This window comes from Streptomyces sp. NPDC056452, from assembly GCF_042796085.1.
Classification (GTDB): domain Bacteria; phylum Actinomycetota; class Actinomycetes; order Streptomycetales; family Streptomycetaceae; genus Streptomyces.
The window spans coordinates 235,887-255,353 of sequence record NZ_JBHTRI010000007.1 but is presented as its reverse complement, the minus strand read 5'-3'; the positions used below and the strand labels follow the sequence as shown (position 1 = coordinate 255,353).

9 protein-coding genes are annotated in these 19,467 nt (G+C 72.6%); 4 read left to right on the top strand and 5 right to left on the bottom strand.

Annotation, left to right across the window (positions count from 1 at the left end):
* The first annotated feature begins 116 nt into the window (after positions 1-116).
* Genes ACFQ6X_RS10180 through ACFQ6X_RS10170 form a run of 3 tightly spaced genes read left to right on the top strand, consistent with a single transcriptional unit; the run spans position 117 to position 7,623 of the window.
* Positions 117-3,635, top strand: coding sequence for a CDP-glycerol glycerophosphotransferase family protein (locus tag ACFQ6X_RS10180; protein ID WP_383178787.1), 3,519 nt, complete (start codon positions 117-119; stop codon positions 3,633-3,635).
* Positions 3,632-6,478, top strand: coding sequence for a CDP-glycerol glycerophosphotransferase family protein (locus ACFQ6X_RS10175; protein ID WP_383178784.1), 2,847 nt, complete (start codon positions 3,632-3,634; stop codon positions 6,476-6,478). The genes ACFQ6X_RS10180 and ACFQ6X_RS10175 overlap by 4 nt, the downstream gene beginning before the upstream one ends.
* Complete coding sequence (locus ACFQ6X_RS10170; protein ID WP_383178781.1) at positions 6,475-7,623, top strand: glycosyltransferase; 1,149 nt, start codon at positions 6,475-6,477, stop codon at positions 7,621-7,623. Before ACFQ6X_RS10175 ends, ACFQ6X_RS10170 begins: the two co-directional genes overlap by 4 nt.
* Before the next feature lie 57 nt (positions 7,624-7,680).
* On the opposite strand, the gene ACFQ6X_RS10165 is transcribed toward ACFQ6X_RS10170, so the two are convergent.
* The 5 genes from ACFQ6X_RS10165 to ACFQ6X_RS10145 form a co-directional block, all read right to left on the bottom strand.
* A complete protein-coding gene (locus ACFQ6X_RS10165) occupies positions 7,681-9,921 on the bottom strand; it encodes a CDP-glycerol glycerophosphotransferase family protein (protein WP_383178778.1) in 2,241 nt (746 codons plus the stop codon).
* 181 nt (positions 9,922-10,102) lie between these two features.
* Positions 10,103-11,020: a carbohydrate ABC transporter permease gene (locus tag ACFQ6X_RS10160; protein WP_383178776.1), complete on the bottom strand. Its 918-nt coding sequence runs from the start codon at positions 11,018-11,020 to the stop codon at positions 10,103-10,105.
* Positions 11,017-12,393 (bottom strand): carbohydrate ABC transporter permease, encoded by a 1,377-nt coding sequence (locus tag ACFQ6X_RS10155; protein ID WP_383178773.1) that lies wholly within the window; start codon positions 12,391-12,393, stop codon positions 11,017-11,019. The genes ACFQ6X_RS10160 and ACFQ6X_RS10155 overlap by 4 nt, the downstream gene beginning before the upstream one ends.
* 4 nt (positions 12,394-12,397) lie before the next feature.
* Positions 12,398-13,756: an ABC transporter substrate-binding protein gene (locus ACFQ6X_RS10150; RefSeq protein ID WP_383178770.1), complete on the bottom strand. Its 1,359-nt coding sequence runs from the start codon at positions 13,754-13,756 to the stop codon at positions 12,398-12,400.
* 215 nt (positions 13,757-13,971) lie between these two features.
* The gene (locus ACFQ6X_RS10145) at positions 13,972-17,325 is read right to left on the bottom strand and encodes an FHA domain-containing protein (protein WP_383178766.1); all 3,354 of its coding nucleotides are present in this window, start codon (positions 17,323-17,325) and stop codon (positions 13,972-13,974) included.
* A gap of 420 nt (positions 17,326-17,745) precedes the next feature.
* Between ACFQ6X_RS10145 and ACFQ6X_RS10140 the strand changes: the two genes are divergently transcribed.
* Positions 17,746-19,395 (top strand): serine/threonine-protein kinase, encoded by a 1,650-nt coding sequence (locus tag ACFQ6X_RS10140; RefSeq protein WP_383178763.1) that lies wholly within the window; start codon positions 17,746-17,748, stop codon positions 19,393-19,395.
* Positions 19,396-19,467: the final 72 nt, after the last annotated feature.

Below are 19,467 nucleotides of genomic sequence, written 5' to 3'. Positions count from 1 at the left end.
CGGTCCGCCGGTACCCGCGAGCCCCGTGCCTCCCCGGCACGGGGCTCGTTCGTCAAGCAGAAGACCTGTTGCAGAAGACCAGTTGAGGTTCCGCCCGGAAGGATCGTGCGCAGCGCATGGCACCCCGTCTCACCGTCGTCGTCCCGCTCTACAACGTCGAGGAGTACCTCGGAGCCTGCCTGGACTCACTGGCCGACCAGACCATGACCGATCTCGAGGTGGTCATGGTCGACGACGGTTCGACCGACAACAGTGCCGATGTGGCACTGGAGTTCGCCAGGAGGGACTCGCGTTTCCGGCTGATCCGGCAGGCGAACGCCGGGCTCGGTGCCGCGCGCAACGCCGGGGCCGGACAGGCCCATCCGGACGGGGAGTTCCTGGCGTTCGTCGACAGCGACGACATCGTCCCGCCCGGCGCCTACGCGCGGATGCTCGGTGAACTCGACGGCTCGGGCTCGGACTTCGTCACCGGGAACGTGCTCAGGCTGCGTGCGAACGGAGCGCTCGAACAGTCCCCGATGTTCCGCAGGCCGATGGAGAGGGCCCGCAGGGCCACGCACGTCACCCGGGACTGGATCCTGCTCGGTGACCGCATCGCCTGCAACAAGGTGTTCCGCAGGTCGTTCTGGGACCTGCACTCCTTCGCCTTCCCGACCGGTGTCCTGTACGAGGACATCGCCGTGGTCCTCCCCGCGTACTTCCTGGCCGGCTCCGTGGACGTCGTCGAGGAGCCCGTCTACCACTGGCGGGACCGCGACGGTTCGATCACCACCCGGCGCGCGGTGGCCAGGGGCATCCGCGACCGGGTCACCGCGGTCTCCACCGTGAGCCGGTTCCTCGCCGACCGCGGCATGGCGGAAGCCCGGCGCCGCTACCACGAGCACGTGCTCTCCGGCGATCTGTGGCTGTTCATCGAGGCGCTCCCGGACGGCGACGCGGCCTTCCGGGAGGCCTTCCTCACGCATGCGAACGCCTTCGCCGACACCGTCGAACAGTCCGTCCTCGACGCGCTGCCCCTGCACCTGCGGGTCAAGTGGCAGCTGATCCGGGAACGCAGGATGACGGAACTGCTCGCTCTCCTCGCCCATGAGTCACGCGACCGGGACACCTTCCACGTCCGGGGTCTGCTGCGCCCGAGGGCCCAGTACCCGGGCGTCGAGGGCCCTCTCCCGCGCCGCGTCACCGCGCTCGCCGGCGCGGACCTCCCCGTGCACGCGCATCTCACCGAGGCCGTCTGGCGGGACGGGATGCTGCACCTCAAGGGGTACGCGTACGTCCGCAACGCGCCGGGGAAGTCGGCCGGGGCCGGCTGGCTCAGGTCGGGACGGCGGCTGATCCCGCTACGGATGCGTACGACGGTGACGGACGAGGCGGCGGCGGGATCGGGGCGGTCGCTGCACCACTACGAACGGTCCGGCTTCGAGACCGTCGTCGACCCGCGCCGGCTCGCCGCCAGAGGGACGGACCGGGGTACCCGGACGGTCTGGAAGCTGGAGTCCGTCGTCGTCGGCGGGGGGCGGCCGCGCCGGGGGCCGATGCGGCTGCTCGGCAATCCCGCGGCACCGGCCGTGCGGTACGTCGACGAGCGCACCCGTATCGTCCCCGTGCTCTCCGGGAACAAGCTGGAGCTGCGGGCCGAGCGGATCGGCGCAGTCCTCGCCGGCCACCGGGCGACGGCTGACGGGGACGGCGTCCGGATCGCGGTACGGGTCCTCGGAGGCGGGGCGCCGACAGCCCTGCGGATCCAGGAGTGGCGTACGAAGGAGACCCGGGAGTTCCCCCTGGTGCTCAGCGAGGAGGGGGCGGGGCCGGACACCGTCTTCGCCGAGGTACCGCTCGACGCGTTCCGGGGCTCCGACGGCGACTGGGGTGTCCAACTGGTCGGAGGGGGAGGCCGGCTGACGGTGGCCGCCCGCCCGGAGACCGAAGCCGGCCGGTATCCGCTGGCCGGGGGCCGCGAACTGTACGTGGCGGCCAACCCTTCCGGCGACCTGGTCCTCACCGACCGGACCGTGCAGGCCGTCGCGGTGCGCCTGTCGTGGCCGGACGGCGGCGGACTCGTCATCGAGGGGAACCTCCCGGTGGCCGCGGGCCGCCGGGCCGAACTGTGCCTGCGCCACAGCGGTCATCAGGAGGAGGCCGCCTTCGCCGTGGAGCACGTGGAGCACGTGGAGCACGTGGAGCACGTGGAGCACGTGGAGCACGTGGAGCACACGGAGCACGTGGGCGCCGGATTCCGTGCGGTGTTCTCGCCCGAGGCCGTCGAGGGGACCGGGGGCACCCTCCCGCTCGCCGAGGGCCGCTGGTACCCCTTCCTCCGTGAGCGGGGCGAGAGGGATCCGGAGAACTACCTGCCGCTGCGTGTGGCGCCCCAGCTCCACGCCGGTCTGCCGCTGCACCGGGACTCCGGGGGGCGCGGGTTCACCCTGGAGCGCCTCTCCCACGACCGGCTCGCCCTGCGGTCCGGGAGCGCCCTTCAGGTGCGGGACCGGGGTGCCTACGGGCAGCGCCTGCTGCGCGAGCGCTACGCCGCCTTGCGCGGCGGGGACCTGCGTCCGGCCGTGCTGTACTCCAGCTTCGACGGGCGCCAGTACTCGGACTCGCCCCGTGCCGTGCACGAGGAACTCGCGCGACGCGACACCGGTGCCGAGCACCTCTGGGTGGTGCGCGACCAGCAGGCCGCCGTGCCCGCCGGGGTCCGCGCGGTGGCCCTGTACAGCGCCGAGTGGCACGAGGCGCTGGCCCGCAGCCGCTGGATCGTCACCAACACACAGCTGCCCGAGTGGTTCGAACGGGCCGAGGGGCAGTGCGTCGTACAGACCTGGCACGGCACGCCCCTCAAGCGCATCGGCCGGGATCTGGCCGGCACCTCCTGCGCGGACACCGCGTACATGGATTCCCTGCCGCGGCGCGCCGCCCAGTGGAGTGTGCTCGTGTCGCCGAACAGCTTCTCCACCCCGGTCCTGCGCCGTGCCTTCGGCCACACCGGGGAGGTCCTGGAGTGCGGCTACCCGCGCAACGACCTGCTGTACGCCCCCGACCGGGAGAAGGTCGCCGCCGCCGTACGGGAGTCGCTCGGGGTCCCCGAAGGCCGCCGCGTCGTCCTGTACGCCCCCACCTGGCGCGAGGACGGGCCCAGGCGGAGCGGCCGGTACGGCCTCGATCTCCAACTGGACCTGGAACAGGCGCAGAAGGCGCTCGGCGACGACCACGTCCTGCTGGTGCGCCGCCACTACCTGGTCGGCGGGAGCGTCCCGGAGAGCGACTTCGTCCGCGACGTGTCGCGCTATCCGGACGTCGCGGAGCTGATGCTGATCAGCGATGTGCTGGTCACGGACTACTCGTCCCTGATGTTCGACTTCGCGCAGACCGGCCGGCCGATGCTCTTCCACACCTACGACCTGGAGCACTACCGCGACACCCTGCGCGGCTTCTGCTTCGACTTCGAGGGCCGGGCGCCCGGCCCGCTGATCCCCACCTCGGCCGGTGTCGTCGAGGCCCTGCGCGACCCGGAGTACGCGAGCGCCGGCCACCGCGACGCGTACGCCCGTTTCCGTGAGTCGTTCTGCGATCTGGACGACGGTACGGCGGCGGCGCAGGTCGTGGACCTGATGCTGAAGGGGGCGCAGGCGTGAACGCCCCCGACTTCAGCTGTGTGGTCACCTCTGCCGCGGACTCCACGGACGCCGCGGCCCTGCGTGCGTCCGTGGAGTCCGTGCTCGACCAGAGCCTGCGCGCCGTCGAGGCCCTCGTCGTCCTGCCCACGGACGGCGACGCCGCCGTCCGCGCGGCGGCCGAATCCCTCGCCGGGCTCGCCCCCGACCGGGTCCGCCTCCTCGTCGCCGAGCCGCCGGCCCGCTCCACCGCCGCTCTGCGCAACACCGGCCTGGACGCGGCCCGGGGCACCTACGTCCTCGTGCTCGGCGGGGGCGAACGCCTTCAGCAGCACGCCTGCCGCAACCTCTGGGAGGCCGGCACCCGCACCCGCGCCGACCTGGTCGCCGGGTGCTGGAGCCGGCTCACCGGGGACGGGGCGAAGGAACAGGAACCGGCCTGGCAGAACACGCTGTTCGCCCGCTCGCGGACCCTCGCCCGCTTCACCGACGCCCCCGAACTCTCCGTGCACGATGCCCTCGGGACGGGCTTCTGCCTGCGGCGCGAGGCCCTGGAGCGGCACGGACTGCGCTACGACGAGGACCTCACCCACAGCGAGATCATGTTCGGCCCCCTGGCCGCGGCGGTGGTCGGCCGGATCGCGCTGGTACGCCGCCGGATCGTCTCCGGGCAGGCCGTACCCGACCGGGGCCCGGGCCTCGCAGGGCTCGTCGAGGCCCACCGGCGCGTGTGCCACGTCCTGGTGGCCCAGGGGCTCACCGACCTGTGCGAGCAGCGCGAGCGGGCCTTCCTCACCGACCATCTCGTGCCGCTGGTGCGCTCGTTTCCGGAGCTGCCCGCCGCCGAGCGCGAACGGATCGCCCGGCGGGCCGTCCGGGTGCTGCCGGAGTGCGTCCCCGAACCTGCGCTGCTCACCCTGGCCCCTGTCGAACGCGTGGGCGTCCGGCTGCTGGAGCGCGGTGACGCGGACGGGACGCTCGCGGCGGCTTACGCGCTGCGCAGGCGGGGCACGGTGGCCGCACCGCTCACCACCGGGGACGACGGGCGGGTGTACTGGCAGGGCGAGGAGCAGGATCCCGCACTGGACGTCACCGAACTCGGCCACCAGCACCGTACGTTCGGCGAGCTGAAGCTGATGAACAGGCTCACCCGGTACGAGGCCGGGGGCGGCCGGGTGCTGCTCGAGGGCCGCCTCGTCCTGCCCGCGCACACGGGCCCGGGGGACTCCCCGAGCGCCCGGCTGGAGTTCCGGGTACGGGACGGCTCCCGCACCTTCGTCCTGCCGGTCGACGAACTCCGGCGCGACGCCACCGGAATCAGCTGGCGGACCCGCGCCGACCTCACCCGGGTCCTGCGCCCCCTCGGCGCCCGCGACACCGTGTGGGACGCCCGGATGGTGCTGGAGGACGGCCCGGTCCGCTCGGTCAGCGACCTCTTCGCCGCCCACGACCTCGTGGGTCCGGCGGACCGCTCTCCCGCCCGGCCACGCCTCGGCCGGGCCGCCGGGGACACCTGGCAGCCCTACGTCACGCTCAGGGACCATCTGGCGCTCCGGCTCGAAGCCCGCCGCCGCCCGGCCCGCACGGTCCGGCGACTGGTCCACTACGCCACCCACTTCCGCCCCGCGCGCAGGGTGAGGCAGCTGGCGCGGGCCCTGGGCAGGCGCCGTGACCGGCTGCACGCCCGGGGGCTGAAGGTCTCCGTCTACCACTCCTGGTTCCTCCGGCTGCCCGTACGCAAGGGGTCCGTGGTCTTCGAGAGCCACATGGGCACGTGCTACGGGGACAGCCCCCGGGCCATCCACGAGGAGGTCCGCGGCAGAGGGCTTCCGCTGCGCTGCGTCTGGTCGTACGAGAGCTCCCCGGACGGCTTCCCGGCCGGCACACGCCTCGTGCGCCGCTGGTCGTGGCGGTATCTGTGGGAGCTCGCCCGGGCCGAGTACTGGGTCGACAACCAGGGATTCCCGCAGTCCCTGAGCAAGCCATCCCGCACCACCTACCTGCAGACCTGGCACGGATCGGCGTACAAGCGCATGGGCTTCGACGAGACCCGGGTGCGCCTGCAGAACGCCCCGCAGCGTGAGCGGCTCCAGGAGGCGGTGCACCGTTTCGACCACTTCCTCGTCCGCTCCGAGCACGATGTGCGCACCCTCGCGCGCGCGTACCGGCTTCCGGAGAAGGCTCTGCTGCGCACCGGCTATCCGCGCAACGACGTCCTGGTGGCCGCACGGGCCAGGGACGAGGCGGAGGGGCGGCTGCCGCGTCCGGCGCTCGCCGGGGAACTCGGCCTGCCCGACCACCGGAAGGTGGTCCTGTACGCGCCGACGTTCCGGGGCGGGCCGGGGAAGCGCAAACGCCGACGGCTGCTGCTGGATGCCGCGCGCTTCGCGGAACACTTCGGGGACGAGTACACACTGCTGGTCCGTGCGCACTACCTGGAGGCGGCGAGTCTGCCCGTGTGCCCGCCGGGGACGGTCGTGGACGTCTCGGGCCACCACGACGTCAGCGAACTGCTGGCGCTCGCCGACGTGCTGGTCACCGACTACTCGTCGATCATGTTCGACTATGCGCTCCTGGACCGGCCGGTCGTTCTCTTCGCGCCGGATCTCGACGCGTACGCCGCCGAGCGGGGCAGCTACTTCGACCTGCGTGCCAAGGCACCGGGGCCGGTGGTGGCGACCGAGGACGAACTGTTCCGTGTGCTGGCCCGCCTGAAGGCCGCGGACACCGGGTTCGAGACCAAACGCAGGGCCTTTGCCGAGGAGTTCGGCGGCTACGACCGGGGGGACGCGGCACGTGCCGTCGTGGACACCGTGTTCGCCCGCCATGTGTCCGACGTGCGTACCGGGGAGGCGGGCCGATGAGCCGCAGCCGTGATGTCTTCATCGTCGCGAACAGCACGGACGAACTCGGTGGTGTCACCGCGTGGATGCACCGGACGGCCCAGCTGTTCCAGGAGCAGGGCCACCGGGTCCACACCATCGGCATCCACGCCGCCGAGCTGAGGATGGCCCTGCCCGAACCGCCCGGCTACCCCGTCACACCGCTGTACCCGTCCCATCCGCCGACCCCCTGGACCCCCCGGGGTGTACGCGACCGCTTCCGGTTCACGGCACGGCGCGACGAGGCGGCCCGGGCGGCCCGTAAACGGCAGGCCGTGGACCGGCTCTCGGAGATCTTCCGCGCCGCCCGGCCCGGCGGTGTGGTGATCGTCAGCCAGGTCTGGGCGATGGAATGGGTCGGCGAGGCGGACACCGCCGGACTGCGGGTCATCGGGATGAGCCACGAGTCCTACGACTACTCCCGTGCGAGCCACCGCTACCGCTGGATCAAGAACCACTACACGGGGCTCGACCACTGGCTCGTCCTCACCGAGGCGGACGCCGACATCTGGGCGGGGGACGGGATGAACAACGTCGGCTTCATGCCCAACGCCCTGGCCGCGCTGCCCGAAGTGCCCTCCCCGCGGCGCGAGAAGGTGGTGGCGAGCATCGGCAGGCTCACCGACCAGAAGGGCATCGACATGCTCCTGGACACCTGGGCGCTGGTGGCCCCGCAGCGCCCCGACTGGCGTCTGGACGTGTACGGGGCGGGCGAGGACGAGGCGGGCCTGCGGGCGCAGTGCGCGGACCTGGGCCTGGACGGCTCGGTCGCGTGGAGGGGCCGCACGGACGATGTCCCCGGAGCACTCGCGGCCTCGTCCGTCTTCGTGCAGTCCTCGCGCGGCGAGGGCTTTCCGCTCGCGCTGATGGAGGCCATGGCGAGCGGTGTCCCGTGTGCGGCGTTCGACTGCGCACCAGGAGTGCGGGAGATCGTGCGCGACGGCGAGGACGGGCTGCTCGCACCCGCGGGGGACATCGGTGAGCTCGCCGACCGGCTCCTGCGGCTCACCGGCAACCCCAGGATGCGGGACGCGATGGGGGACCGGGCGCGGGCCGACGTCCAGCGGTTCTCCGAGGTGGAGATCATGCGCCGCTGGGAGGAGCTGTTCGCGTTCCTGGAGCGCTGAGCGTTCCGCGGTGAGGTGTACGGGGCGTACGGGAAGGGCCGGTCCGCCCCGTACACCTCACCCGTTGGTGTACTCCCGCACCGTCACCTGCCGGGGCACCCCCGTGGGCCCCCGGCCGCCGGTCGGCAGGGGCAGTGGCAGTCCCGAGGTGTCGCCCAGGAAGACCCGGCGCACCACCCGCTCCGCCGCGTGCCCGTCGTCGTACGGGCAGAACCGGGCCCGGAACGCCGCCCGCCGCTGCGCCGAGCGCGGGCCGCGCCAGTGGTCCGTGGCGAAGATCTCGTGCAGCTCGTCCTGGCTGCGCGCCACAGCCCCCGGCGGGAACCCCTCCAGGTCGAAATATGTGCCGCGCGCCGCCTCGTAGGCCTGTCTGTCCTCGAGGTGCAGGACGACCGGCCGGTCCAGGTTGACGTAGTCGAACATCAGCGACGAGTAGTCCGTGATCAGTGCGTCCGAGGCGAGACAGAGGTCCTCGACGGAGGGATGGGCGCTGACGTCGATGATCTGGGGGTGCGGGGGGCGTCCGGCGACGGTGCGGGCCGCGGAGCCGGTGTCCAGGTAGTGGGAGCGGGCCAGGATGACGAAGTGCGGGCCCAGGACCTGGACCAGCTGGTCCAGGTCCAGGGTGTGGTGCTGGGCGCGCCGGTAGTCGCGGTGCGTCGGGGCGTACAGGACGGCGGTGCTGCCCGCCGGGACGGCCAGGCTCTCGCGCAGCTGCGCGATCCGGGCGGGGCCGGTGCGGCGGAAGACGTCGTTGCGCGGATTGCCGTACTCCAGCGTGGTGTAGCCGGAGGGGTAGGTCCGCTCCCACACGAGGGTGGAGTGCTGGTTGGCGGAGAGCGAGAAGTCCCACTTGTCGACGTTGCGCAGCAGCGACTCGAAGTCCATGGAGCCGGCTGCGGCGGGACGGTGCACGAGGTCGGTGCCCATCGTCTTCAGGGGCGTCCCGTGGTGGGTCTGCAGCAGCACCTGGCCGCGGCGCTTCACCAGCCGCCGGTCGAAGTTGACGTTGTTCACGAGGTACTTGGAGCGGGCCAGGGCCGTCCAGTAGGCGAAGGTCCCCGGGTTCAGCACCCGGGTGGCCGCCGGCACGGTGTGCGCGTCCTCGGGGCGGCAGATCCAGGAGGTGCGCAGCCCGGGGACCAGGGCGCGGGCCGTCTCCTCGACGGCCGCGGGGCTGCAGGTGTAGCCGCGGTTCCAGTAGGCGGCGAACACCGCCTCCGAGGGCCGCACCGGGAGCCGGAGCTGGATGCGGTAGTGCAGCTGGAGGACGGCCCCGCGCACCGCCCGGCGCAGCGCCGCGGTACCGCGGCGCAGCCGGCCGCGCAGCTGCTGGGCGGCCCACAGGGCGCGGTACGTGCGATGGGCGCCCAGCCGGAACAGCCCGTGGCGCAGCCGGGCACGGCGCGGTACGGGGGCGCCCGGGGTGCGGTAGCGGCGGCAGTGGGCGCGGGCGAGGCGGAAGAACTGGCCCCGTGTGCCGCGCGGGAGCCGGCCGCGGGAGGTGAACAGCGTCGAGAAGTGGTCGAGCATCCGGCGGAACATCACGGGACGCCAGACGGCGAGTTCGGGGCGGGCGTCGATGAAGGCGAAGACCCGGTCGTACTGGTCGAAGACGTCGAAGTGCCTGCGGGTGGTGGTGGAGAGGATGTTGCCGCGGCGCCGCTGGCGGTATCCGACGCAGACCGCGTCCAGGACGGCGATCGATCCGGCGGCCATCAGCACCGGATAGGTCCAGGGGGTGTCCTCGTAGTAGCCGGGCGGGAAGGTGAAGCCCTCGGCCTCGATGAACTCGCGGCGGTAGGCCTTGTTCCAGACGACCATCAGGACCTTGAGCAGTTCGGGGCGTTCCGCGAGCCGGAAGGAGGCGGGTCCGGTCTCGGCGAGGTGCCGGGCGAAGGTGTTGCGTACGCTCTCGCCCGACCAGTACGTGCGGGCGTAATCGTAGACCAGGACATCGGGACCGCCGGTCGCGGTGAGCCGGTCGGCGATGGTCTGCAGCGCCTCGGGGGCGAAGGTGTCGTCGCCGTCGAGGAAGAGCAGGTAGTCACCGTTCGCCCTGGCCACCCCGGCGTTGCGGGCCGGTCCGAGACCGGAGTTGTGCGGGAGGTGGACGGCGCTGACCCGGGGGTCGCGCGCGGCGTACTCGTCGGCGATCGGGCCGCAGGCGTCCGGTGAACAGTCGTCGACCACGATGATTTCGTAGTCCTTGAAGGACTGGTTCAGCACGGAGTCGAGACACGCGTGCAGATACGCCTGGACCCGGTACGCGGGCACGATGACACTGAACCGGGGCACAACACATCCAGGGGTCGCTCGCGGGCGGGCAGGTGGCCCGCAAACGGCCGATGGAGTGACTTGGTTACGCCGGATGTGGCATTCGGGGGAAGTACGAGGTAGGGCGGCCCGGTCGGGAGTGACCGGGCCGCCGCGTCATTGACGAACGCATGTACGCCATGGGTGTGGCGCCGGGGTGCCGCTACTTGACGGCGCCGGCCATCACACCGGAGACGAACTGCCGCTGGAAGGCGAAGAACACCGCCAGCGGGATCACCATCGACACGAAGGCGCCGGGCGCCAGGACGTCGATGTTGTTGCCGAACTGGCGGACCTGCTGCTGCAGGGCCACGGTGATCGGCGGGGACTCCGAGTCCGCGAAGATCAGCGCGACGAGCATGTCGTTCCACACCCAGAGGAACTGGAAGATCCCCAGGGACGCGATCGCCGGGCCTCCCAGCGGCATCACGACCCGGGTGAACAGCCGGATCTCGCCCGCACCGTCGAGCCGTGCGGCCTCCAGGAGTTCACGGGGGATCTCCGCGAAGAAGTTCCGCAGGAGGAAGATGGCGAACGGCAGACCGAACGCCGTGTGGAACATGATCACGCCGAAGGTCGTCTCGAAGATCCCGATGGTGCCGAAGAGCTCGGAGACGGGGATCAGCGCGACCTGCACGGGGACCACCAGCAGGCCGACGACCACCAGGAACCACCAGTCGCGGCCGGGGAACTCCATCCAGGCGAAGGCGTATCCGGCGAGCGAGCCGATCACCACGACAAGGAACGTGGTGGGGACGGTGATCAGGACCGTACTGAGGAGCGAATCCGTGATGACCGAATTGTCGAGCAGACGCTGGTAGTTGTCGAACGTGAGCTCCGACGGGGCGGTGAAGATCTTCCACCAGCCGGAGGCCGCGATGTCGTCGGCCCCGCGCAGCGAGGACAGCAGCAGTCCGATGGTCGGCATCAGCCAGAACAGGCCCACCAGGACGAGGAAGACCCGCATGAAACCGCCGCCCGCGCGGGCGGCCACCCGCGCGGCGAGGGACGGCCTGGCCTTCACCGGCTCGGCCGTGGCAGCGAGGACCCCTGTGGCCCTTACCGGCTCGGTCGTGGTCATCGGCGCCCCTCCTTACGTATCCGGCGGACATTGAAGAGCATCACCGGAATCACCAGCAGCAGCAGGAGCACGGCGATGGCGCTGCCGACCCCGAGATCCGCGTCCGTGCCGAACGAGGACCGGTACAGCTGGAGCGCCAGGACGTTCGCGTCGTCCTGGGTGGAGCCGGGCGCGATGATGAAGACCAGGTCGAAGATCTTCAGGACGTTGATCATCAGGGTGACCAGCACCACCGCGAGGACGGGCGCGAGCAGTGGGACGGTGATCCGGCGGAACACCTGCCACTCGTTGGCGCCGTCCACCCGGGCCGCTTCGAGGAGTTCGCGCGGCAGGCCCGCCAGGCCCGCCGCGATCAGCACCATCGCGAAGCCCGCCCACATCCAGACGTAGCTCCCGATGATCCCCGGTGTCACGAGGGACGGGCCGAGCCAGTCGACCCCGTTGTACGGCTCGCGGAAGTTCGTCGCGGGCAGCCGCAGCTCCGCGCCGTCGGCCGATGCGGGCAGGGTGAACACGCCGTCCGCGCCCGCTTGCGCGGAGGCGACGACCTTGCCGTCCTTGACCGCCTCGACCGTGATGCCCTTCAGGCCGAACTCCTTCGGGTCCACGACGTTCGGTTTGCCGCCGCCCCCCTTGGTGAAGTCCAGCCACGCGGTACCGGTGATCTTCCCGTCCACCGCGGTGGCGGCCTTCGCCGGCTCCGCGTCGCCCGGCATCTTCGCGGGCGCCACACCGACGAGCGGCAGTTGTACCGGCGTGCCGGCCCGCGCCGGTTCCTTCGTGACGAAGGAACCGCCGCCGCCCGCCTTCAGCGGATGGACGGGCAGCGGATGCGCCTTCGGGAAGCCCGACGACTCGGAGAACGTGTCGTGCACGCCCACCGCCACCGCGTTGGCGACCCCGCGCTCCGGCGCCTGGTCGTACACCAGGCGGAAGATGATGCCCGCGGCCAGCATCGAGATCGCCATCGGCATGAAGACGATCAGCTTGAACGCCGTGCCCCACTTGATGCGCTCGGTCAGCACCGCGAACATCAGCCCGAGCACGGTGGAGACCGTCGGCGCGAGGACGACCCAGATCAGGTTGTTCTTGACCGCGGTACGGATGGTGTCGTCGGTGAACAGCGACGTGTAGTTGTCGATGCCCGCGAAGCCCGTGCCCGACTGGTCGAGGAAGGACCGGTAGACGGAGTACACGATCGGATAGACGACGAGTGCGCCGAGCAGCACCAGGGCGGGCAGCAGGAACGCCGCCGCGAACACCCTGCGGGTGCCGGTCACGCTCCCGCGCGTGCGTACGGGCTTCGGCTCGCCATCAGGACGCTTGTCGGCGGGGGGCACCGCTCCGGCGCCCCCCGCGGTCGCTGTGGTCATCCCGTCAGCTCTTGTACGCCTCGGCCGCGTCGGACTCCAGTTTCGCCTGAGTCCCCGCGATGTCCTTCGGGTTCTTCAGGAAGTCCTGGAGCGTCTTCCACTCACCCTTCCCGGGGGTCCCGCCGAACGACTGGGGCGCCTGGTCGGACATGTCGAACCGGACGTCGTCGCCTGCCGCGATCAGCGCCTCGGCCATCTTGCGCTGCACGTCGTTCGGGTACGCGGCCACGTCCAGGCCCTTGTTGGGCGAGATGAACCCGCCCGCCTCTGCCCAGATCTTCGCCGCGTCCGTCGAGGCCAGCCAGGTCAGCAGCGCCTGGGCGCCCTTGCTGTCCTTGAGCGCCACGGCGGCGTCGCCGCCCGTCACCACGGGGGAGTCCGCGCCGACCGCCGGGAACGGGAACACCTTGGCGTCCGTACCGATCTTCGCCTTGGTCTGTGCGATGTTGATGGAGACGAAGTCACCCTCGAACACCATCGCGCCCTTGGGCTGGTCCCCGCCGGTGAAGGTCTGGGTGACGGACGCCGGGAACTCGGTCTGCAGCGCCCCGTCGGCGCCGCCCGCGATCAGGCTCGGCTTGCCGAAGAGCTCGGCGAGCGTGGTCAGCGCGTCCTTGACGGACGGGTCCGTCCACTTGATCTCGTGCTTGGCCAGCTGGTCGTACTTCTCCGGGCCGGCCTGCGAGAGGTAGATGTTCTCGAACCAGTCGGTGAGCGTCCAGCCGTCCGCGCCGCCGACGGAGACGGGGGTGACACCGGAGGCGGAGACCGTCTCGGCGGTGGCCAGGAAGTCCTTCCAGGTCTTCGGCTCACTCGCGCCCGCGTTCTCGAACGCCGCGGCGTTGTACCAGATGAGGGACTTGTTGGCGGCCTTGAAGTAGACGCCGTACTGGGTGCCGTCCACCGCACCGAGGTCCTGCCAGACCTTCGCGTAGTTCTTGCCGAGCTCGGCCTTCGCCTCGGCCCCCACCGGCTTCGCCCACTTCTTGGCGACCGCCTGCTGGATGGCGCCGACCTGCGGGATCATCGCCACGTCCGGGGGCTGGCCGCCCGCAATCTTCGTACCGAGGAAGTTGACGATCGGGTCCTGCGCCGGAACGAAGGTCACCGTGGCGCCCGTGCGCTTCTCGAACTCGTCCAGCACCTTGGTGAAGTTGGCCTGCTCCGGCCCCGTCCAGACCGCGGCGACCGAGACCTTCTCGCCGTCCAGTTTCGGCAGTGCGACGCTCGACGGACTTTCCTTGCCCGAGCCCTCGCCCGCCTTGTCCTTGGAGCCGCCGTCGTCACCGCATCCCGTGAGGGCCAGTGACCCGATCGCGGTGAACACCAGTGCGGCCCTACGCATTCGAAGGGTTGTGCGCATTCCCTGCCCCGTCTCTCCTGCGCGCATGTGTGCGGACCGGCACCAACGGTGGGACCTGCGGGTGCCGCTCACGTCTCACATCGTGCGGTTCACATCGTCCGTGCGCACAGTCCTACGCCGGGTGCACGGGCGCCGCAATACCACCCTCGGCATCAACCGGTTGATCGTGATGGGCTCGTGACGTGAGATCAATGCGCCGGAGAGGGAACGGATTTTCAGGACGGAGACGCGGGGAACGGGATCAGCGGGGGCAGCCGCTCGGCGTTCACCGAACGGGCCGCCCGCTCGAGGGCGCTGGCCAGCAGAGCCAGGTCCGTCGGCCCGTTGCCCAGCTCACGGACCGGGCGCCGGGCCGGCGGATCGCCCATCCGCTCCCACTCCAGCGGGACGACGGTGGGACGCAGGGTCGCCGTGCGCGGGATGCGGCCCGTGACCCGGCCGCCCTGGAACGGGGTGACCCGGCCGTCCGGATGCCCCAGCCGGCCACGGCCCGGGGCCGCTTCGTCGGGTGACGGCGGTACGACGGGCGGGTCGAGCACGATCCGCAGCCGGGCCCCGCGGGCCAGCTCCGTGTCCTCGGTGCGGTCCGGGCGGGCGGAGGTGGCCACCAGATGGACACCGAGGCGTCCGCCGTCCCTGGCCACGGCCTCCAGCGCCCGTACGACGGATCCGGCGGCCGGGCGGCCGGGGCTGCCGAGCGCCGGGGCGACCAGGGCGTCGAAGTCGTCGGCCAGCACGACGAGGCGGGGCAGGGGAGAGGGGCCGGGATCCGTGGACCGGGCGGTGGTCCGCAGCCGCAGGGTGCCGCTGGCGGGTGATTCGAGATCGCCGCGTTGTTCGACGACGCCGGCAGGACGGCGGCCGACGGGCGCCTGCGACTCCTCGTACCGCGCGTGCCACTCGGTGAAGTCCAGCGTGCCGAGCAGCTCGGCCCTGCGCTTCAGCTCGCCGCCGAGCGCCTGGGCGAACTCCCGCATCCGTACGGGGTCGGAGGCGACGAGGTGCGTGAACACGTGCGGCAGCTCCGTACAGGGACGCAGACCCTCGCCGCGCTCCCCGTGCTCACCGCCCGCCCCGTCGATCAGCAGGATGCCGAGCCGGTCGGGCCGGGCGGCGGACGCCAGCGACGCGGCGACGGCCCGCAGCAGTTCCGTACGGCCGCTGCCGGCCGGTCCCTCGACCAGCAGGTGCGGGCCCTCGTCGGCCAGATCGATGGAGAGGGGTCCTCGGGGTCCGGCGCCGAGCACGATCACGGGCCGCCCGGCACAGCCGGAGGACACGGCCGCGCCTCGCGCCTGCGCCTCGCGCCGCTGCTCGGGCACGCCGGGCGCCGGGGAGTACGCGGAACGGCCCGACCCGGAGCTGGTGGGGCCGCTGCCCCGGAACGGCGTGTGCCCCGGGTCCGGGGCCGCACGCTGCTGTCCCACCCGGGGGCCGGTGCTCAGGGTGCGGCCGGAACCCGTCGTGTCCAGGTCCGCGGTGCCGGTCGTGCGCACCGTCGCCCCCGGCTGGTCCTCCGCCGTGGACGCCCACCGGGCCATGAGGGAGGCAGGGGTGGCCCTGGCGAGGCCCAGCTCGTCCAGCAGCCGGGCGGACGGGGGCAGCGCGGCCGCCGCCATGGGCCTGCCCGGCAACGCGGCCGAGCCCTCGTCGCGCAGCGGGGCCAGGGCGCGCCCGAACCGCTCCGCCCAGGCCGCCGACACCGCGTCCACCGCGGCGACGGTGCCGTGCCCGGCGGCCTGGCCGCCCGCCGTACGCAGCAGACGCAACGCGGTCGCCACATCGCCGCTCAGCATGGCGACCGCCCCGCACTCGCGGAAGGCGATCGAGGCCCGGCACGCGGTGTCGTAGGTCGCGGCGACCGGAGAGGTGGGTGAGGCCGCCGGCGTCTCGGCCAGGCAGATCAGATGGATTCCGGCCGCCGCCCCTGCACCGGCCAGCCCGGCCGTGCTCTCGCGCAGCGCCGCCGAACCGGGGTCGCCGTCCACGACGACCACCGTGAACGGCCCCGAGTGGTGGCGGGCGGCCTCGGCCACCGCGGCCCGGTCCGCGCTCGCCCAGCCGGGGCCGAGGGGTCCTTCGTACAGGCGGCGCACCAGCTCGGCCGTCCGCGCCTCGGCCTGCTCCCTGTTGTAGGCGAGGAGCAGCCTGCAGTCCTGGCCGTGCATGGGGCGCAGATGCGGCAGCCAACCGAGCCAGGACCACTCCCGCCGCCGTTCGTCGGTGCTGCGGGTCCGGTCCGTGCTGATCAGCACGATCTCCAGGTCGAACGGGGAGTGCAGCGCGGCGAGCTGCGCCACCGTGGAGCGGACGAGTCCGGACAGCCGCGCCCTGGGCCCTGCGAGCCCGAGCGAACCGGCCTCCCGCAGCCCCACGGTGACCGGCACGGCCGGCAGGTCGGCCCGCTCCGTCGTCCCCAGCCGTACGACCAGGGCCTCCGGGTGGCTCGCGTCGCGCTCCCACAGGCGCGGGCCGGGGCCGAGCGCGGTGAGGAGCACGGTCGCGGGGTCGGGCCAGGTGCCTGCCGGGGCCGAGGGAGCGGGAGAGCCCGATGAGGGGGAGAGCCGGGCCTGCTCGGCGCCGGCGGCCGGGAGCGGCGCACCGGCCGCCCCGTTGCCGGGGCCGCCCTTGCCGCCGGCCAGGCGCCGCGCCCAGGCCCCTATGCCGCCGCGCCGCGGAGCCTCGCCCTCCGTGAGGGCGTCGCCGCGGCCGTGGGTGAGCTGCGGCCTCGCACCGGCCGGTCCGCTCCGGTGTTCGCCGTGTCCTGCGGGGGTGTCGCCGTACGCCTCGTCCGCGCCGTGGCCGGAGTGGTCCGCCGGGGAGGGGCTGTAGGCATGGCTGTGCCCTCCGCAGCCGCCGTGCTCCTCCCGCTCCCCGTCCCCATGGACGCTCGCACCGGCCCCCGCGGTGTCCCTGGGATCCGCCCGGGCGACCCTCAGATGGCCCTCGCCGTCGGGTGCCGTCGCCAGGCCCGGCGTACGGGTGCCTGCCGTGAGCCGGAGTGTCGACTCGCCGAGGCGGAGCAGTGCGCCCGGGGTCAGCGGGACCGGGCGCTCGCCGATCTCCGTACCGTCCAGGGCGGTGCCGTTGGTGGAGCGGAGGTCGGCGACCGATACCCGGCCGTCCTCGGAGACCGTCACCGCGCAGTGCAGCCGGGACACGTCCGGGTCGTCGAGCGGTACGTCGGCGTCGGCGGAGCGGCCGATCCGGATCTGCCCGCCGTGCAGCAGGTGGACCCCGCCCGCGTCGGGTCCCGCGATCACGTGCAGCTGCGCGGGGACGGCGTCGTCCGCCGTCTCGTCCTCGCCGGGAACCTGGAGGGAGAGCACCGCGCCGTCGACCAGGGGCGGCTCACCCAGGGCGCAGCGCTGCGAGTCGAGCCGCTCCCGCCCGGCGTACAGCACGACGGCGCCGCCGCCCAGGGAGCCCTCGGGCCCCGACACCGCCGCGGCCAGGCTGGAGGCGACAGCCGCGAGAGCCGTCCCCGCGGGGGCGGTGACGAGCACGTCGCAGGCGCGCGTGGGGGTCTGGCCGCTGCGCGGCGCGAGGACGGTCAGCCGGATCTGCATCGCCGTCAGCGGTCCCTTCTGCGCGGGGTGCCCGGCAGGGGGTGGTGCCCTGTGATTCCCCCCACCCGGCACGGACGCGTCGTCCGGTACAGGTCGTCACGGAGCGCGAAGGTCCCAGCCCCCACAGTTCCGTGCTTGAGGCATCCTCGCACCTGCCACTGACAACACGCCCGGGGGTGACCGCTTAGTGATCTTGAATGGTCGGCTGTGGGTGCAAAAGTGCCTGCTTGGTCCTGCCCGGGGAGTGCTGCACACTCGTTCGGCAACCAACTGTCGCGCCTGTGCGTCTTCCCCGGACACGGCACCGGCACGACCTGAGGACGACCCGCCGGTGCCCGGTACGGCGGCACTAGAGTGGGCCGGAGCATCCGGGCGGACCCGGGGGACCGCAAGCACAACGATCAGCAGGGAGCGCATGACGTGCGGCCGGTAGGCAGCAAGTACCTGCTCGAGGAACCGCTCGGACGCGGCGCCACGGGCACCGTCTGGCGAGCCCGCCAGCGGGAGACCGCGGGTGCCGAGGCGGCTGTCGCCGGGCAGCCCGGCGAGACCGTTGCGATCAAGGTCCTCAAGGAGGAGCTCGCCAACGACGCGGATGTCGTGATGCGGTTCCTCCGTGAGCGCTCCGTGCTGCTGCGGCTCACCCACCCGAACATCGTGCGGACCCGGGACCTCGTCGTCGAGGGCGATCTCCTCGCCCTCGTGATGGACCTGATCGACGGCCCGGACCTGCACCGCTACCTGCGCGAGAACGGCCCGCTCACCCCGGTCGCCGCTGCCCTGCTCACCGCCCAGATCGCGGACGCGCTCGCCGCCAGCCACGCCGACGGCGTCGTCCACCGCGACCTGAAGCCCGCCAACGTGCTGCTCGACGAGCGGGACGGCGCGATGCACCCGATGCTCACCGACTTCGGCATCGCGCGCCTCGCGGACTCCCCGGGCCTGACCCGGACCCATGAGTTCGTCGGTACGCCCGCCTATGTGGCGCCCGAGTCGGCCGAGGGCCGTCCGCAGACCTCCGCCGTGGACATCTACGGCGCGGGCATCCTGCTGTACGAGCTGGTCACGGGACGTCCGCCGTTCGCCGGGGGCACCGCCCTCGAGGTGCTGCACCGGCACCTCAGCGAGGAGCCCAGGCGGCCCGGAAACGTTCCCGAGCCGCTGTGGACGGTCATAGAGCGCTGCCTGCGCAAGAACCCGGACCAGCGGCCCAGCGCCGTGAGCCTGGCCCGCGCGCTGCGCACCGTCGGCGCGGGTGTCGGGGTGCACGCGAACTCGGCGCAGATCGCCGCGGCCGAGGGCGTCGGCGCCCTGCTCGCGCCCGATCCGGCGCCCGCAGCCGTACCGGAGACCCCGGGTGCGGCCGACCCGACGCAGGTGCTGCCGAGCAACGCGGGATCCTACGATCCGTCGGCCGCGACCAGCGTGATGCAGCAGACCCCGGGAGGCGGCGGCCACGCCGACCCGACCGCGGTCATGCCTCCCGTGCCCCCGCGTCCCGCCGGCGCTCCGCCCGCCGACGAGCCGCACCCCTGGCAGTCCCAGCTCAGGGCGGCCCGCGACCGCAACGAGCAGACGCAGGTCCAGTACCTCGACCCGAGCCAGGACCCGCTGCGCCGCCGCCCCCAGCGCCAGCAGCAGGCCCCGCAGCCTCAGCAGCGCCGGCAGCCTCCGCAGGATCAGCGCCCGCAGCCCCAGCGCGCCCAGCAGTACCCGCAGCAGCAGCCTCAGCGCTACCAGCCGCAGCAGCAGCAGCAACGCCAGCCCCAGCGCCAGCAGTACGCGCCCCCGCAGCAGCCGGCACCCCAGCCGCCGGCCCCGCGCCAGCCCAGGCAGCGCAGCTCCAACCCGATGCGCATCCCCGGACTCGGCTGCCTCAAGGGCTGTCTGTTCACCCTGGTGCTGCTGGTCGTCGCCAGCTGGCTGATCTGGGAACTGACGCCCCTGCAGGACTGGGTGGCCCAGGGCAAGGGGTACTGGGAGGCCATCGGGGACGGGATCGACAAGGTCTCCGGCTGGTTCGAGGACCTGGGCGGCAACAGCGGCGACGTGCCGCCCAGCGGCCAGTAACGTCACCCAGTCTGTTCCTTTGTCGACTTCTGCGGGGCTATTTCGCCCGCAGAAGTGAAGGTTGGCGCCATC

What these genes read in the sequence shown, in the direction of transcription:
- ACFQ6X_RS10150 (WP_383178770.1), bottom strand. Translation starts at nt 13,756, where the DNA reads ATGCGCACAACCCTTCGAATGCGTAGGGCCGCACTGGTGTTCACCGCG.
- ACFQ6X_RS10170 (WP_383178781.1), top strand. Translation starts at nt 6,475, where the DNA reads ATGAGCCGCAGCCGTGATGTCTTCATCGTCGCGAACAGCACGGACGAA.
- ACFQ6X_RS10145 (WP_383178766.1), bottom strand. Translation starts at nt 17,325, where the DNA reads ATGCAGATCCGGCTGACCGTCCTCGCGCCGCGCAGCGGCCAGACCCCC.
- ACFQ6X_RS10155 (WP_383178773.1), bottom strand. Translation starts at nt 12,393, where the DNA reads ATGACCACAGCGACCGCGGGGGGCGCCGGAGCGGTGCCCCCCGCCGAC.
- ACFQ6X_RS10160 (WP_383178776.1), bottom strand. Translation starts at nt 11,020, where the DNA reads ATGACCACGACCGAGCCGGTAAGGGCCACAGGGGTCCTCGCTGCCACG.
- ACFQ6X_RS10180 (WP_383178787.1), top strand. Translation starts at nt 117, where the DNA reads ATGGCACCCCGTCTCACCGTCGTCGTCCCGCTCTACAACGTCGAGGAG.